This is a genomic window from Mesorhizobium australafricanum (genome assembly GCF_033977265.1).
Lineage (GTDB): Bacteria > Pseudomonadota > Alphaproteobacteria > Rhizobiales > Rhizobiaceae > Mesorhizobium > Mesorhizobium australafricanum.
This window is the reverse complement of the sequence record NZ_JAVIIT010000006.1, coordinates 331,822-346,661: the sequence shown is the minus strand read 5'-3', so window position 1 is coordinate 346,661 and position 14,840 is coordinate 331,822. Positions and strand designations below refer to the sequence as shown.

Sequence of the window (14,840 nt, the reverse complement as noted above, 5' to 3'; positions counted from 1 at the left end):
TTAGGGGAGTAAGGGAATAGGGGAATAAGGGAGTAGGGGAAAAAACAAGACTGAGGAAAGTAACTGCTTATTCTTCCCTACTCCCCTACTCCCCTACTCCCCTACTCCCCTACTGCCTTACTCCCCTGTTCGTCACCGCGTGACGAACACAGTCACCAACGGCTTCTTGCCCCAGGCTTCGTTGGCGGCGCCGCGTACGGCACGGCGCACCGCTTCCTGCACCAGGTCGAGGTCTTTTCGGCGCTGGCGCGGGATCGAGTCCACCGCGCCGATTGCCGCATCGAGCATCAGGTCTTCCAGCGTCTCGCCCTTGGCATCGGCCTCGGCGACGCCGATCGCCACCAGGTCGGGGTCGCCGGCAAGCTCATATTTGTCGTCGAGCACGACATTGACCGCGACATGGCCGGCGAAGGACAGCTTGCGGCGGTCGCGTATGCCCATCGCCTGGTCGGTGCCGATCAGCAGGCCGTCCTTGTAGAGCCGGCCGAACGGCACCTGGTCGACGATCGTCGCCGGACCGGGCCAGAGCCTGAGCATGTCGCCGTCGCGCACCTGCGCCACCTGGCCGATGCCCGACATCGACATCAGCGAGCCCTGCGCCACGAGATGCGCTGCCTCGCCATGCACGGGAACGCCGATCTGCGGCCGCACCCATTCATACATCTTGCGCAATTCGCTGCGCCGTGGGTGGCCGGAGACGTGCACGAGCGCGTCGCCGTCCTCGATGATCTTCATGCCGAGGTCGATCAGCCGGTTCTTGATTTCGAGGATCGCCTTTTCATTGCCGGGAATGGTGCGCGAGGAAAACACCACCGTGTCGCCGGCCGTCAGCGCCACCGACTTCATTTCGTCACGCGAGAGCTTTGCAAGCGCGGCCAGCGGCTCGCCCTGGCTGCCGGTGCAGATGATCACCAAATTCTCGCGCGGGATAAAGCCGTAGTCTTCCTCGGCGATGAATTCCGGAAGGCCGTCCATGTAGCCGAGCTCGCCCGCCACATCGATGACGCGCTTGAGCGAGCGGCCGAGCACCAGGCATTGCCGGCCGGCATCGCGCGCCGCCCTGGCGATCGAGACGATACGCCCGACATTGGAGGAGAAGGTGGTGACCGCGACGCGGCCCTTGGCATTCTCGATGACGCCCTTGAGGCCCTCGCCGACCGCCACTTCCGACGGCGACTCCCCTTCCCTGAGCGCATTGGTGGAATCGCAGATCAGCGCCAGCACGCCTTTGTCGCCATAAGCGCGGAAACGCGCCTCGTCGGTCTTCGGGCCGATCGTCGGCGCCGGGTCGATCTTCCAGTCGCCGGTGTGGATCACGGTGCCGGCGGGCGTGGTGATCGCCAGCGACATCGGCTCGGGAATCGAATGCGCAACCGGGATCGCCTCGATCTCGAACGGCCCGATGGTGAACTTCTCGCCGGCGCGATAGATCGACGCCGGGATCTTCGGGGCGTTCCGCTCGCCCTGCCGCTTGGCTTCGAGCAGACCGGCGGCGAACGGCGTCATCCAGACCGGCGCCTTGAGCTTCGGCCAGATGTCGAGCAGCGCGCCGTAATGGTCCTCATGCGCATGGGTGATAACGATGCCGCGCAGGCCGTCGAGGTTCTCCTCGATGAAGCGCGTATCGGGCAAGATGAGATCGACGCCGGGATGTGCCGAGTCCGGAAAAGTGACACCGACATCGACGATGATCCATTCACGCGCGTCGGCGGGTCCATAGCCGTAGAGGGCGAAGTTCATGCCGATCTCGCCGACGCCGCCCAGCGGCGCGAAAACGAGCTCAGCGTTTTCCTTATTCGCCATGCATTCTTTCCTTCCTGGCCGCTTTGGCCAAGCCGTTAGAGCAATTCCAGAAAAACTGTGTCACTGTTTTCCGTCCGGAATTGCGCAAAAACAAAAAACTATAACCGCGCCGAGGCGACAGCGCCGAAATGCACGTCGCCGGCCGAGATCGTCAGAACCGATCCCTCATCGTCGCGGATCACGAAACGGCAGTCCTCGTCAATGGTTTCGAAGACGCCGCGCACCACATTGCCGTCAATTCTGACAGCAACCTCGCCGCCAAGGCCTGCTGCGCGGGCAAGCCACCGCTTTCTGATGGCAGAGAGCCCGCGCCCGTCATCCCACAGCCTGGCATTCTCGCTCCAGGCATCCGAAAGCGCCAGGAACAGCGTTTCGGCGTCGCACGCGGCGCCCAATGCCTGCAGCGATGTCGCCGGATAGGGCAAATCCTGCGGATAGGCCACGACATTGACCCCGATACCGATGGCAACCGCGAAACGGCCGCCCTCCAGCATCGCCGATTCCAGCAGGATGCCGGCAAGCTTGGCGCCCGACGTCAGCACGTCGTTCGGCCATTTCAGTTCGAAGCGGTTGCGGCCCTGGCTCGCGCCGTCGACGGCGACCGCGATCCGGCCTTTCGGCACGACGGCCTCGAGCGCATCGGCCAGCGCAAGGCCCGCGACAAAGCCGAGGGTCGCGGCAAGCCGAAGCTCTCCACCGGGGAGCAGGAGCAGCGTCGCCGCCAGGTTGCCTTCTGGGGTTGCCCACGAACGGCCACGCCGGCCGCGGCCGCTTTCCTGCTTTTTGGTGACGACCCAGAGCTTGCCGGGGTCGCCGGCGCGTGCATGGTCCAGCGCCACGGTGTTGGTGGAGCCGACACTGTCATGCGCCTCGAGCCGGAACCCCTCCGACGCCGCGGTTGGAGCCAGTCGAAACGCCATCCCGTCAGAAGAAGGTCTTCGCGGCGGCTTCGGCATAGCTGCCGATCGGCCCGCCGATCAGCACATAGAACAGCACGAAGGCGCCGCTGACGCCGAGCACGAGGCGCAGTTCGCTGGCCATCGGCACGAAGCCGCCGACCGGTTCGTCGAACCACATGATCTTGATGATGCGCAGGTAATAGTAGGCGCCCACCACCGAGGCCAGCACGCCGATGATCGCCAGCGCGTAGAGATGCGCGTTGATGGCGGCGAGGAACACGTACCACTTCCCCCAGAAGCCGGCGAGCGGCGGAATGCCGGCGAGCGAGAACATCAGGATGGTGAGGATGGTCGCCATGATCGGGTTGGTCGAGGCGAGACCGGACAGATCGCTGATCTGCTCGACATTGCCTTCCTTGCGGCGCATGGCGAGGATGAAGGCGAAGGTGCCGAGCGTCATCACCAGATAGATCAGCATGTAGATGGCGACGCCGCGCACGCCGGCCTGGCTGTTGGCGGCGAGACCGACCAGCGCATAGCCCATATGGCCGATCGAGGAATAGGCCATCAGGCGCTTGATGTTGGTCTGGCCGATGGCCGCGAAAGCGCCGAGCGCCATCGAGGCGATCGAAATGAAGACGACGATCTGTTGCCAGTCTGCAGCGATCGGCTTGAAGGCACTCATGGTGACGCGCACGATCAGCGCCATCGCCGCCATCTTCGGCGCCGCTGCCAGGAAAGCGGTGATCGGCGTCGGCGCGCCTTCATAGACGTCCGGCGTCCACATGTGGAACGGCACCGCCGAGATCTTGAAGGCCAGGCCGGCGAGCACGAACACCAGGCCGAAGACGAGGCCGAGCTGGCGCTCGCCGCTGCCCAGCGCCGTCGCGATCTCCTGGAAGCCGGTGTTGCCGGTATAGCCGTAGACGAGGCTGATGCCGTAGAGCAGCATGCCCGACGACAGCGCGCCGAGGACGAAATACTTCAGACCCGCCTCGGTCGAGCGGAGATTGTCGCGGTTGATCGCCGCCAGCACATAGATCGCCAGCGACTGCAGCTCGAGTCCGAGATAGAGCCCGATCATGCCGTTGGCCGAGATCATCAGAAGCATGCCGAGCGTGCAGATCAGCACCAGAACCGGGAATTCGAACTTGTCGAAATGTTCCTGACGCGCAAAGCGCATCGACATGACCAGCGTCACCGCCGAGCCGATCAGCGCCAGCATCTTCATGAAGTTGCCGAAGGAATCCTGGACGAAGGCGCCGCCATAGGCAGCGCCCCGCCCGCCGGAGAAGGCAAGCCAGAGGCCGGACACCACCAGCACGATGACGGCCAGTCCGGTCACGGTCATGGTGTTGTTGCTGCGTGAATAGGCTCCGATCATCAGGAGCACCAGCGCGCCGACGGCAAGGATCAGTTCCGGCGTCGAGAGCGAAAGGCTGGAGAGAAGGTCCGGCGTCATGGTTTATCCCCAGTCAGTTCGCCGCCGCGGTCTGCGCGGAATTGATGGATGCGGTGACGTTGGTGACGAGCGTCTTGACCGATTGGGCCGTCGCGTCGAATACCGGCGCCGGGTAGACGCCGAAGAAGATGACCAGCACCACCAGCGGGTAGATGATCGCCTTCTCGCGTGGCGAAAGGTCGAGCAGGTTCTTCAGGCTATCCTTGGTCAGCGCGCCGAAGATCACCCGGCGGTAGAGCCAAAGGGCGTAAGCCGCCGACAGGATGACGCCGGTGGCGGCGAAGAACGCCACCCAGGTGTTGACCTTGAATACGCCGAGCATGGTCAGGAATTCGCCGATGAAGCCGCTGGTGCCCGGCAGGCCGACATTGGCCATGGTGAAGATCATGAACACGGTGGCGTATTTCGGCATGTTGTTGACCAGACCGCCATAGGCGTCGATCTCGCGCGTGTGCATGCGGTCATAGATGACGCCGACGCACAGGAACAGCGCGCCCGAGACGAGGCCGTGGCTGAGCATCTGGAAGATCGCGCCCTGCACGCCCTCCTGGTTCATGGCGAAGATGCCCATGGTGACGAAGCCCATATGGGCGACCGACGAATAGGCGATCAGCTTCTTCATGTCGTCCTGCATCAGCGCCACCAGCGAGGTGTAGATGATGGCGACGACGGAGAGCGTGAACACCAGCGGCGCGAACATCGCCGATGCCTCCGGGAACATCGGCAGCGAGAAGCGCAGGAAGCCGTATCCGCCCATCTTCAGCAGGATGGCGGCCAGAATGACCGAGCCCGCCGTCGGTGCCTCGACATGGGCATCAGGCAGCCAGGTGTGCACTGGCCACATCGGCATCTTCACCGCGAAGGAGGCAAAGAAGGCAAGCCACAGCCAGGTCTGCATGTTGGCCGGGAAGTTATGCGTCAAAAGCGTCGGGATATCGGTGGTGCCTGACTGGAAGAACATCGCCATGATGGCGAGCAGCATCAGCACCGAGCCGGCAAGCGTATAGAGGAAGAACTTGAACGACGCATAGACGCGCCGCTTGCCGCCCCACACGCCGATGATGATGAACATCGGGATCAGGCCGGCCTCGAAGAAGACGTAGAACAGCACGATGTCGAGCGCGCAGAACACGCCGATCATCAGCGTCTCGAGGATGAGGAAGGCGATCATATAGGCCTTGACCCGCTTCTCGATCGCTTCCCAGGAAGCGAGGATGGAAAGTGGCATCAGGAATGTCGTCAGGATGACGAACAGCATCGAGATGCCGTCGACGCCCATGTGATAGGAAATGCCCGAATCCAGCCAGGCGTGCTTCTCGACGAACTGGAAGCCGGCCTGCGAATTGTCGAAGCCCGTCCAGATGAACAGCGAGATGACGAATGTGAACGCCGTCGTGATGAAGGCGATCGCGCGGATGTTGCGGCGCGCATTTTCGCTGTCGTCGCTGATCGGCAGAATGAGCAGAACACCAACCAGCGGCAGGAAGGTGACCAGCGAGAGGATTGGCCAGTCGGTCATCAGAGCATCATCCAGGTGACGAGAGCGGCCACGCCGATCAGCATGGCGAAAGCATAGTGGTAGAGATAGCCGGTCTGCAGCTTGACGACCCGGTTGGTGACGTCGACGACACGCGCCGAGATGCCGTCGGGTCCGAGCCCGTCGATGATCGTGCCGTCGCCGGTCTTCCAAAGGAACCTGCCGAGGCGCTTGGCCGGCTGCACGAACAGGAAGTCGTAGAGCTCGTCGAAGTACCACTTGTTGAGCAGGAAGCCGTAGAGCAGGCGGTGGTTGGCGGCGACGCTTCGGGGCAGTTCCGGCGAGCGGATGTAGAACTTCCAGGCGATCGCAAAGCCGATGACCATGGCGATGAACGGCGCCAGTTCCACCCACAGCGGCAGCTCGTGGATTTCGTGCAGGATGTGGTTCTCCGGCAGCGTGAACAGCGATGCCTTCCAGAACTCGGCATAACCCTCGCCGATGAAGGCGCCGTGGAAGATGATGCCGGCAAACAGCGCGCCGGCGGCGAGCACATAAAGCGGCACCAGCATTACGGGTGGCGATTCATGCACGTGATGCATGACCTCATGGCTGGCGCGCGGCTCGCCGTGGAAGGTCATGAAGATCAGCCGCCATGAATAGAAGCTGGTGAAGCAGGCGGCGATGACCAGCAGCACGAAGGCAGTGCCCGCGACCGCGCTGTGGCTGGCAAAGGACGTCTCGATGATGGCGTCCTTGGAGAAGAAGCCGGCGGTGCCGATCACCGTTGCCGGGATGCCGACGCCGGTCAGCGCCAGCGTGCCGATTACCATCATCCAGTAGGTCTTGGGGATGAGCGTCCTCAACCCACCCATCTTGCGCATGTCCTGCTCGTCGGACACGGCGTGGATGACCGAGCCCGAACCCAGGAACAGCAGCGCCTTGAAGAAGGCGTGCGTGAACAAATGGAAGATCGCCGCACCATAAGCGCCGACGCCGAGCGCCACGAACATGTAGCCGAGCTGCGAGCAGGTCGAATAGGCGATGACGCGCTTGATGTCGTTCTGGACGAGACCGACGGTCGCCGCGAAGAAGGCGGTGAAGGCGCCGATGAAGGTGACGACGGTCAGCGCCGTGTGCGACAGCTCGAACAGCGGCGAAAGCCTCGCCAGCATGAACACGCCGGCGGTCACCATGGTCGCGGCATGAATGAGCGCGGAGACCGGCGTCGGGCCTTCCATGGCGTCCGGCAGCCAGGTGTGCAGGGGCACCTGCGCGGACTTGCCCATGGCGCCCATGAAGAGCAGCAGGCACACGATGGTCATCGCTGACTGCTTGTCGAGCGCCTGGCCGAGAAAGGTCAGCACGGCTGCGCCTGGCGCAGCACCCTCGGCCGGAATGAACGTCGCGGCATTGGCAAAGATGGTGCCCAGATTGACCGAGCCGAACAGCACGAACACGCCGAAGATGCCGAGCGCGAAGCCGAAATCGCCGACGCGGTTGACGACGAAAGCCTTGATGGCCGCCGCATTGGCCGACGGCTTCTTGTACCAGAAGCCGATGAGCAGGTAGGAGGCGAGACCGACGCCTTCCCAGCCGAAGAACATCTGGATGAGGTTGTCGGCCGTCACCAGCATCAGCATCGCGAAGGTGAACAGCGACAGATAGGCGAAGAAACGCGGCCGGTTCGGATCGTGATGCATGTAGCCGATCGAATAGATGTGAACCAAGGCCGACACCGTGTTGACGACGACCAGCATCACCACCGTCAGCGTGTCGATCCTCAGCGCCCACGACGCGTCGATGCCGCCCGACTGGATCCAGCGCAGCACCGGCACGGTGAACACCTCACCATGACCGAAGCCGACGGTGAAGAAAGCGATCCACGACAGCACCGCCGCGATCACCAGGAAGCCGGAGGTGATGTATTCGGAAGCCTTGGCGCCGAGCGAATTGCCGAACAGGCCGACAATCAGGAAGCCAAGCAGCGGAAGGAAGACGATAGCCTGATACATGGTGGTTCCCGTCAACCCTTCATCGCGCTCACGTCTTCGACCGCGATCGAGCCGCGGTTGCGGAAGAAGACGACAAGAATGGCAAGACCGATCGCGGCTTCAGCGGCTGCGACCGTCAGCACGAACAGGGCGAAGACCTGTCCGACGAGATCATGCAGCGCCGCCGAGAAGGCGACGAAGTTGATGTTGACCGCAAGCAGGATAAGCTCGATCGACATCAGGATGACGATGATGTTGCGGCGGTTCAGGAAGATGCCGAACACGCCGAGCGTGAACAGGATCGCCGATACGGTCAGGTAATGTGCAATGCCGACGACCATCTCAGATGCCCTCGCCCGATTTGACCTTGCGGATTTCCATGCCCGTCGCCGGCGTGCGGCCGACCTGGGCGGCGATCGACTGCCGCTTGATGCCTTCCTTGTGGCGCAGCGTCAGCACGATGGCGCCGATCATGGCGACCAGCAGCACCAGCCCGGAAATCTGGAAATAATAGAGGTAGTCCGTATAGAGGATGTCGCCGAGCGCGGCCGTGTTGGAGCGCGTGGCGAGATCCGGTGTCGCCTTCGCGACCGTCGAGGCTAGCTGCGGCGCTAACGTGTAGCCGCCGAGCACGACGATCAGTTCCGCCGCCAGGATCAACCCGACCATCGCGCCGATCGGCGCATATTGCAGCGCGCCCTGCTTCATCTCGGCGAAGTCGACGTCGAGCATCATGACGACGAACAGGAACAGCACCATCACCGCGCCGACATAGACGACGAGCAGGATCATCGCCAGGAACTCGGCGCCGGTCAGCATGAACAGGCCGGCGGCATTGAAGAAGGTGAGGATCAGGAACAGCACGGAATGCACGGGATTGCGCGACGAAATGACCATGAAGGCCGACGCCACGGCGATAAAGGCGAAGAGGTAGAAAAAGGCCGCCTCTAGTCCACTCAGCATGGGTTCCCCCGGGTTCCTTGTCGGATCGGACGTTCGCCCTCTCCGTTGTCTGTGGCCTGGTACCGCTTCCGGTGCCGAAGCCGCGTGTTCCTAGCGCATGTTCCGATCGGGTTGAAAGGCCCGATCGAAAGAAACATGCGCCACTCTCTTTACTCCGGAGGATGATCTGGTCCGAAAAGTCTGCAACGTTTCGGGATCATCCTATGGACGAGGCCCCTCGCCCCGTCCATGCGTCAAATGTCAGCGATAAGGCGAGTCCAGCGCGATGTTGCGCGCCAGCTCCCGCTCCCAGCGATCGCCGTTGGCGAGCAGCTTTTCCTTGTTGTAGTAAAGCTCCTCGCGCGTTTCGGTCGCGAACTCGAAATTCGGCCCCTCGACGATGGCGTCGACCGGGCAGGCTTCCTGGCAGAAGCCGCAATAGATGCACTTCACCATGTCGATGTCGTAGCGCACGGTGCGGCGCGTGCCGTCATTGCGGCGCGGACCGGCCTCGATGGTGATTGCCTGCGCCGGGCAGATCGCCTCACAGAGCTTGCAGGCGATGCAGCGTTCCTCGCCATTCGGATAACGGCGCAGCGCATGCTCGCCACGGAAGCGCGGGCTGATCGGCCCCTTCTCGTGCGGATAGTTGATCGTCTCCTTTGGCGCGAAGAACTGGCGCATCGACAGGAAGAAGGCGCCGACGAAATCCTTCAGCAGCAGCGACTTTGCGGCTTGGGTCAGAGCACTCATTCAGCACCCCCAAATACTTGAATTGCGGCGACAGCGCCCACAAACCCGAACAGGATTGGCATCAGAAAGCGATACGCAACTCGCGTGAGCGACGCCACTTTCTGCTTGTCCCAACCAAACACGGGAGCTTGATAATTTGCGGAGATCCTCCGTCCCTGCTGTCGCAACACGTAAGGCAGCACAACAACATTGCCGAAAAGGGCAACAAGCAAGCCGGCAACAGCTCCCAGAAAACCTGCGGAGATATCGCTCATCACGCAAACCCCGTGATCTTGAGGAACGCCGCGGTGGCTACGACCATGAACAGCGAGATCGGCAGGAAGACTTTCCAGCCCAGCCGCATCAGCTGGTCGTAGCGGTAGCGCGGCACGAAGGCCTTCACCATGGAGAACATGAAGAAGACCAGGCAGACCTTGAGCACGAACCAGATCAGCCCCGGCACCCAGGTGAAGGGCGCGAAGTTGAACGGTGGCAGCCAGCCGCCGAGGAAGAGGATGGTCGCCAGCGCGCACATCAAGACAACGGCGACATACTCGCCGAGGAAGAAGAGCAGGAACGGCGTCGACGAATATTCAACCATGTGGCCGGCGACGAGTTCCGATTCCGCCTCCACCAGATCGAACGGCGGACGGTTCGTCTCGGCCAGCGCCGAGATGAAGAACACGATGAACATCGGGAACAGCGACAGCCAGTGCCAGTCGAGGAAGGTGTTGGGCAGGCCGAGCCGCGTGCCCAGACCATCCTGCTGCGACAGCACGATGTCGGAGAGGTTGAGCGAGCCGACGCAGAGCAGCACGGTGACGATGACGAAGCCGATCGAAACTTCGTAGGACACCATCTGCGCGGCCGAACGCAGCGCGCCGAGGAACGGGTATTTCGAGTTTGATGCCCAGCCGCCCATGATCACGCCATAGACCTCGAGCGAGGAGATGGCGAAGACATAAAGGATGCCGACATTGATGTTGGCGATCGCCCAGCCCTCGTTGACCGGAATGACGGCCCAGGCCGAGATCGCCAGCACCGCCGACACCAGCGGCGCGAGCAGGAAGACGCCCTTGTTGGCGCCGGCCGGGATCACCGGCTCCTTGAAGACGAACTTCAACAGGTCGGCGAAGGCCTGCAGCGTTCCCCACGGGCCAACGACGTTCGGGCCACGGCGCAATTGCACCGCCGCCCAGATCTTGCGGTCGGCATAGAGCACGTAAGCGACGAAGATCAAAAGAACGACGATCAGCACGACCGACTTCAGGAGAATCAGCAGCGCCGGCAGCACGTAGAAGGAGAAGAAGGTGTCCATGCTTATTCCGCCGCCTGCTTGAAGCCGCTCTTGGCCAGCGCCGAGCATTCAGCCATCACGGCCGATGCCCGCGCGATCGGGTTGGTCAGATAGAAGTCCTTCACCGGAGAGGTGAAAGTGCCCTTGTTCAGCCGGCCGCCGAGCTTCGCCACCTTGGCGATATCGTCGCCGCTGCCGGCCTGCACCTGGTCGATGCGGGCGAGATACGGGAATTCGCCATAGAGCTTGGCGCGCAGCTGCGCCAGCGAATCGAAGGGCAGCTTCTTGCCGAGAACGTCGGAGAGCGCCCGCAGGATTGCCCAGTCCTCGCGCGCTTCGCCTGGAGCGAAACCTGCGCGATTGGTCTGCTGCACTCGGCCTTCCGTGTTGACATAGGTGCCGGACTTTTCCGTGTAGGCAGCCGCAGGCAGGATGACATTGGCGCGATGCGCGCCGGCATCGCCATGCGTGCCGATATAGACGACGAAGGCGCCGCCGGTCTTGGCCATGTCGATCTCGTCGGCGCCGAGCAGGAACAGCACATCCGTATCGCCCAGCATGCCGGCAACATTCTTGCCGCCCTGGCCGGGCACGAAGCCGACATCGAGGCCACCGACTCTGGCCGCGGCGTTGTGCAGCACCGCAAAACCGTTCCAGTCGGCGGTGACCGCGTTGACGGCGGCCGCGAGCCTGGCTGCCTGGCCGAGCACGGCGGCGCCATCCGGGCGCGCCAACGCGCCCTGGCCGACGATGATCAACGGATGCGTGGCCTTGCTCAGCACCTCGAAGAACCTGCCGTTGCCGTCGGCAAGGTCCTTCAGCGATTCCGGGCCGGCGCCGATGAGATCGTAATCGTAGCGGGTGTCGCCGATCTCGCCGATCACGCCGACCGGCAGATTGCCGACGCGCCAGCGCTTGCGGATGCGGGCGTTGAGCACCGAGGCCTCGAAGCGCGGATTGGCGCCGATGATCAGCACCGCGTCGGCCTGCTCGATGCCCTCGATGGTCGGGTTGAAGATGTAGCTGGCGCGGCCGAGCGACGGATCGAGCGCGGCACCATCCTGGCGGCAGTCGATGTTTTTCGAACCGAGAGCGGCCATCAGAAGCTTAAGCGCGTAGATTTCCTCGACGGCCGCGAGATCGCCGGCGATCGCGCCGATCCGCTCGGGCGCCGCCTTGCCCACCTCGTCCTTGATGGCCGCAAAGGCTTCCGCCCAGCTTGCTGCTGCCAGCTTGCCGTTCTTGCGCACATACGGCCGATCGAGGCGCTGCGTGCGCAGACCGTCCCAGATGAAGCGGGTCTTGTCGGAGATCCACTCCTCATTCACCGCCTCGTTGACGCGCGGCAGGATGCGCATCACTTCACGACCGCGGCTGTCGACGCGGATCGCCGAGCCGACGGCGTCCATGACGTCGATCGATTCCGTCTTGGTCAACTCCCACGGCCGCGCCTGGAAAGCGAACGGCTTGGAGGTCAGCGCGCCGACCGGGCAAAGGTCGATGACATTGCCCTGCAGCTCCGACGTCATCGCCTGTTCGAGATAGGTGGTGATCTCGGCATCCTCGCCGCGGCCGATCAGGCCGAGCTCGGAGATGCCGGCGACCTCGGTGGTGAAGCGGACGCAGCGCGTGCAGTGGATGCAGCGGTTCATCACCGTCTTGACCAGCGGGCCGATATACTTGTCTTCGACCGCGCGCTTGTTCTCGTGGTAGCGCGAGGAATCGACGCCGAAGGCCATCGCCTGGTCCTGCAGGTCGCACTCGCCGCCCTGGTCGCAGATCGGGCAATCGAGCGGATGGTTGATCAGCAGGAATTCCATCACGCCTTCGCGGGCCTTCTTGACCATCGGCGTGTTGGTGAAGATTTCCGGCGGCTCGCCATTCGGGCCGGGGCGCAGGTCGCGCACGCCCATGGCACAGGACGCCTGCGGCTTGGGCGGGCCGCCCTTCACCTCGATCAGGCACATGCGGCAATTGCCGGCGATGGACAGCCGCTCGTGGAAGCAGAAGCGCGGCACTTCCGCGCCGGCATCCTCGGCCGCCTGCAGCAGCGTGTAGTGGTCGGGTACCGTGATCTCTTTCCCGTCGACCTTGAGCTTTGCCATTCGCCTCAAACCCTCGCGGATGTCCCGCAATCTCTATTTCCGGGCGCGACTTAAGCCGCGCCCGGCACTTCAATTCACTTAGCCGCGGCGAGCGCCGCTGCTTGGGCGGTCCAGTCGTCGCGGCCGATACGGCCGGCGAGCGACAAATAATCTTCCACCCAGGCAATCTCTTGCGACGTCCAGGCGGCGATCTGGCCATAGGTCCAGATGCCGAGGCCGTTGAGCACCTTCTCCAGCTTCGGTCCGATACCCGAAATCGCCTTCAGATCCGACGGCTTCGCCGGCCTGTCGACGGCTTTCGGTTGCCTGAAATCCTCGGGCATCAGCCCGGGCGCGGCCGGCTCATCGACAGCGTCGGCGCCGAGCGCCTTCTCGGTAGCGGTCGCCGCAATGTCGGTCACATCCTTGGCGAAGGTCTGCGCCTTGGCGATCAGCGTCTCGGCTGCCTTGCGTGCCTTGGACGAATTGGCTGCCGCTTCGCTCTGCGCCTCGAGGTCGTCGAGGAAAGGCTGGAACATGCGTTGCGACGCTTCCAGCGCGCCGGTGAACGCGCCCATCCACATGCCGACGGCATGGTTGGCAAGACCGATGCTGATCGCCGACATCGCGGCAGCACCCGCGACCGGATGCGCCAGAAGGTTGACAGCGCTGGCCATCTCCTTCGGCATCATCTTGGTCAGGTCCTGGTTCATCTTCTCGAGCTGGTCCAAATCAGGCATGAACGGATAGGGTATCGAATACGGCGCCATAGAGATCTCCTGGTCGTTTCTTCGTATGCCCCGCCCCTGCTTTCAGTCGTCGGGCCAAGCCCGTATTTCAAAGTCCTATTCCGCCGCAACCATCACCGGCTCGACCCGGTGCGCGTTGCGCGAAAACTCGTCGATGCGGCGTTCCACCTCGCCGCGGAAATGCCGCATCAGGCCCTGGATCGGCCAGGCCGCCGCATCGCCCAGCGCGCAGATCGTGTGACCCTCGACCTGCTTGGTGACGTCGAGCAGCATGTCGATCTCGCGCTTCTGCGCCTCGCCGCGTACCAGCCGCTCCATCACCCGCCACATCCAGCCTGTGCCTTCGCGGCACGGCGTGCACTGGCCGCAGCTCTCATGCTTGTAGAAGTAGGAGAGCCTGGCGATCGCCTTCACGATATCCGTCGACTTGTCCATGACGATGACAGCCGCGGTGCCGAGGCCGGATTTGAGATCGCGCAGCGCGTCGAAATCCATCAGCGCGTCCATGATCTGCTCGGCCGGGACCAGCGGCACCGACGCGCCGCCCGGGATGACCGCCAGCAGATTGTCCCAACCGCCGCGAATGCCGCCGCAATGCGTCTCGATGAGTTCGCGGAACGGGATCGACATCGCTTCTTCGAAGGTGCACGGGTTGTTGACGTGGCCGGACACGCAGAACAGCTTGGTGCCGGCGTTGTTCGGCCGGCCGAACGACGAGAACCAGGCCGCCCCTCGGCGCAGGATGGTAGGCGCCACGGCGATCGACTCGACATTGTTGACCGTCGTCGGGCAGCCATAGAGGCCGACATTGGCCGGGAACGGCGGCTTGAGCCGTGGTTGGCCCTTCTTGCCCTCGAGGCTTTCGAGCAGCGCGGTCTCCTCGCCGCAGATATAGGCGCCGGCGCCGTGATGCATATAGACGTCGAAGTCGTAGCCGGATGTGTTGTTCTTGCCGATGAGCTTGGCCGCGTAGGCCTCGTCGATCGCGCGCTGCAGCGCCTCGCGCTCGCGGATGAACTCGCCGCGCACATAGATGTAGGCAGCGACCGCGCCCATGGCGAAGCCGGCAACCAGGCAGCCCTCGACCAGCGTGTGCGGGTCGTTGCGCAGGATGTCGCGGTCCTTGCAGGTGCCTGGCTCGGATTCGTCGGCGTTGACGACGAGGTAGCTCGGCCGGCCGTCGCTCTGCTTGGGCATGAACGACCATTTCAGACCGGTCGGGAACCCGGCGCCGCCACGGCCGCGCAAGCCGGACGCCTTCATTTCGTTGACGATCCAGTCGCGCCCCTTGGCGACGAGGCCCGGCGTGTCGTCCCAAATGCCGCGCGACTGCGCGCCGGCCAGCGACTTGTCGAACAGGCCGTAGATGTTGGTGAAGATGCGGTCTTTGTCCTGAAGCAT

General features: G+C 63.4%; 13 protein-coding genes. All 13 read right to left on the bottom strand.

All coding sequences use genetic code 11. The annotated features are described in order from the left end of the window. Window positions 1–132: 132 nt before the first annotated feature. Window positions 133–1,803, bottom strand: coding sequence for a ribonuclease J (locus RFM98_RS14860; RefSeq protein WP_320309572.1), 1,671 nt, complete (start codon window positions 1,801–1,803; stop codon window positions 133–135). 98 nt (window positions 1,804–1,901) lie between these two features. Next, a complete protein-coding gene (locus RFM98_RS14855; protein ID WP_320309571.1) occupies window positions 1,902–2,723 on the bottom strand; it encodes a biotin--[acetyl-CoA-carboxylase] ligase in 822 nt (273 codons plus the stop codon). 4 nt (window positions 2,724–2,727) lie between these two features. Beyond that, window positions 2,728–4,164 carry an NADH-quinone oxidoreductase subunit NuoN gene (gene nuoN, locus RFM98_RS14850; RefSeq protein WP_320309570.1) on the bottom strand — a complete coding sequence of 479 codons (1,437 nt, stop codon included), beginning with the start codon at window positions 4,162–4,164 and terminating at the stop codon, window positions 2,728–2,730. Between the two features lie 13 nt (window positions 4,165–4,177). Further along, entirely contained in the window at window positions 4,178–5,683 is a 1,506-nt protein-coding gene (locus tag RFM98_RS14845; RefSeq protein ID WP_320309569.1) for an NADH-quinone oxidoreductase subunit M, read from the bottom strand. Continuing rightward, on the bottom strand, window positions 5,683–7,656 hold the full coding sequence (gene nuoL, locus RFM98_RS14840; protein WP_320309568.1) for an NADH-quinone oxidoreductase subunit L: 1,974 nt from the start codon (window positions 7,654–7,656) through the stop codon (window positions 5,683–5,685). Before nuoL ends, RFM98_RS14845 begins: the two co-directional genes overlap by 1 nt. A gap of 11 nt (window positions 7,657–7,667) precedes the next feature. Then, window positions 7,668–7,976: an NADH-quinone oxidoreductase subunit NuoK gene (gene nuoK / locus RFM98_RS14835; RefSeq protein WP_027168992.1), complete on the bottom strand. Its 309-nt coding sequence runs from the start codon at window positions 7,974–7,976 to the stop codon at window positions 7,668–7,670. 1 nt (window position 7,977) lies between these two features. Beyond that, on the bottom strand, window positions 7,978–8,598 hold the full coding sequence (locus RFM98_RS14830) for an NADH-quinone oxidoreductase subunit J (RefSeq protein WP_320309567.1): 621 nt from the start codon (window positions 8,596–8,598) through the stop codon (window positions 7,978–7,980). 240 nt (window positions 8,599–8,838) lie between these two features. Next, on the bottom strand, window positions 8,839–9,330 hold the full coding sequence (nuoI, locus tag RFM98_RS14825) for an NADH-quinone oxidoreductase subunit NuoI (protein ID WP_320309566.1): 492 nt from the start codon (window positions 9,328–9,330) through the stop codon (window positions 8,839–8,841). Then, entirely contained in the window at window positions 9,327–9,584 is a 258-nt protein-coding gene (locus RFM98_RS14820) for a hypothetical protein (protein WP_320309565.1), read from the bottom strand. Before RFM98_RS14820 ends, nuoI begins: the two co-directional genes overlap by 4 nt. Further along, the gene (gene nuoH / locus RFM98_RS14815; RefSeq protein ID WP_320309564.1) at window positions 9,584–10,627 is read right to left on the bottom strand and encodes an NADH-quinone oxidoreductase subunit NuoH; all 1,044 of its coding nucleotides are present in this window, start codon (window positions 10,625–10,627) and stop codon (window positions 9,584–9,586) included. Before nuoH ends, RFM98_RS14820 begins: the two co-directional genes overlap by 1 nt. 2 nt (window positions 10,628–10,629) lie before the next feature. Then, window positions 10,630–12,711: an NADH-quinone oxidoreductase subunit NuoG gene (gene nuoG, locus RFM98_RS14810; RefSeq protein WP_320309563.1), complete on the bottom strand. Its 2,082-nt coding sequence runs from the start codon at window positions 12,709–12,711 to the stop codon at window positions 10,630–10,632. Between the two features lie 74 nt (window positions 12,712–12,785). Beyond that, the gene (locus RFM98_RS14805) at window positions 12,786–13,460 is read right to left on the bottom strand and encodes a helix-hairpin-helix domain-containing protein (RefSeq protein ID WP_320309562.1); all 675 of its coding nucleotides are present in this window, start codon (window positions 13,458–13,460) and stop codon (window positions 12,786–12,788) included. 75 nt (window positions 13,461–13,535) lie between these two features. After that, window positions 13,536–14,840: an NADH-quinone oxidoreductase subunit NuoF gene (gene nuoF / locus RFM98_RS14800; RefSeq protein WP_320213167.1), complete on the bottom strand. Its 1,305-nt coding sequence runs from the start codon at window positions 14,838–14,840 to the stop codon at window positions 13,536–13,538.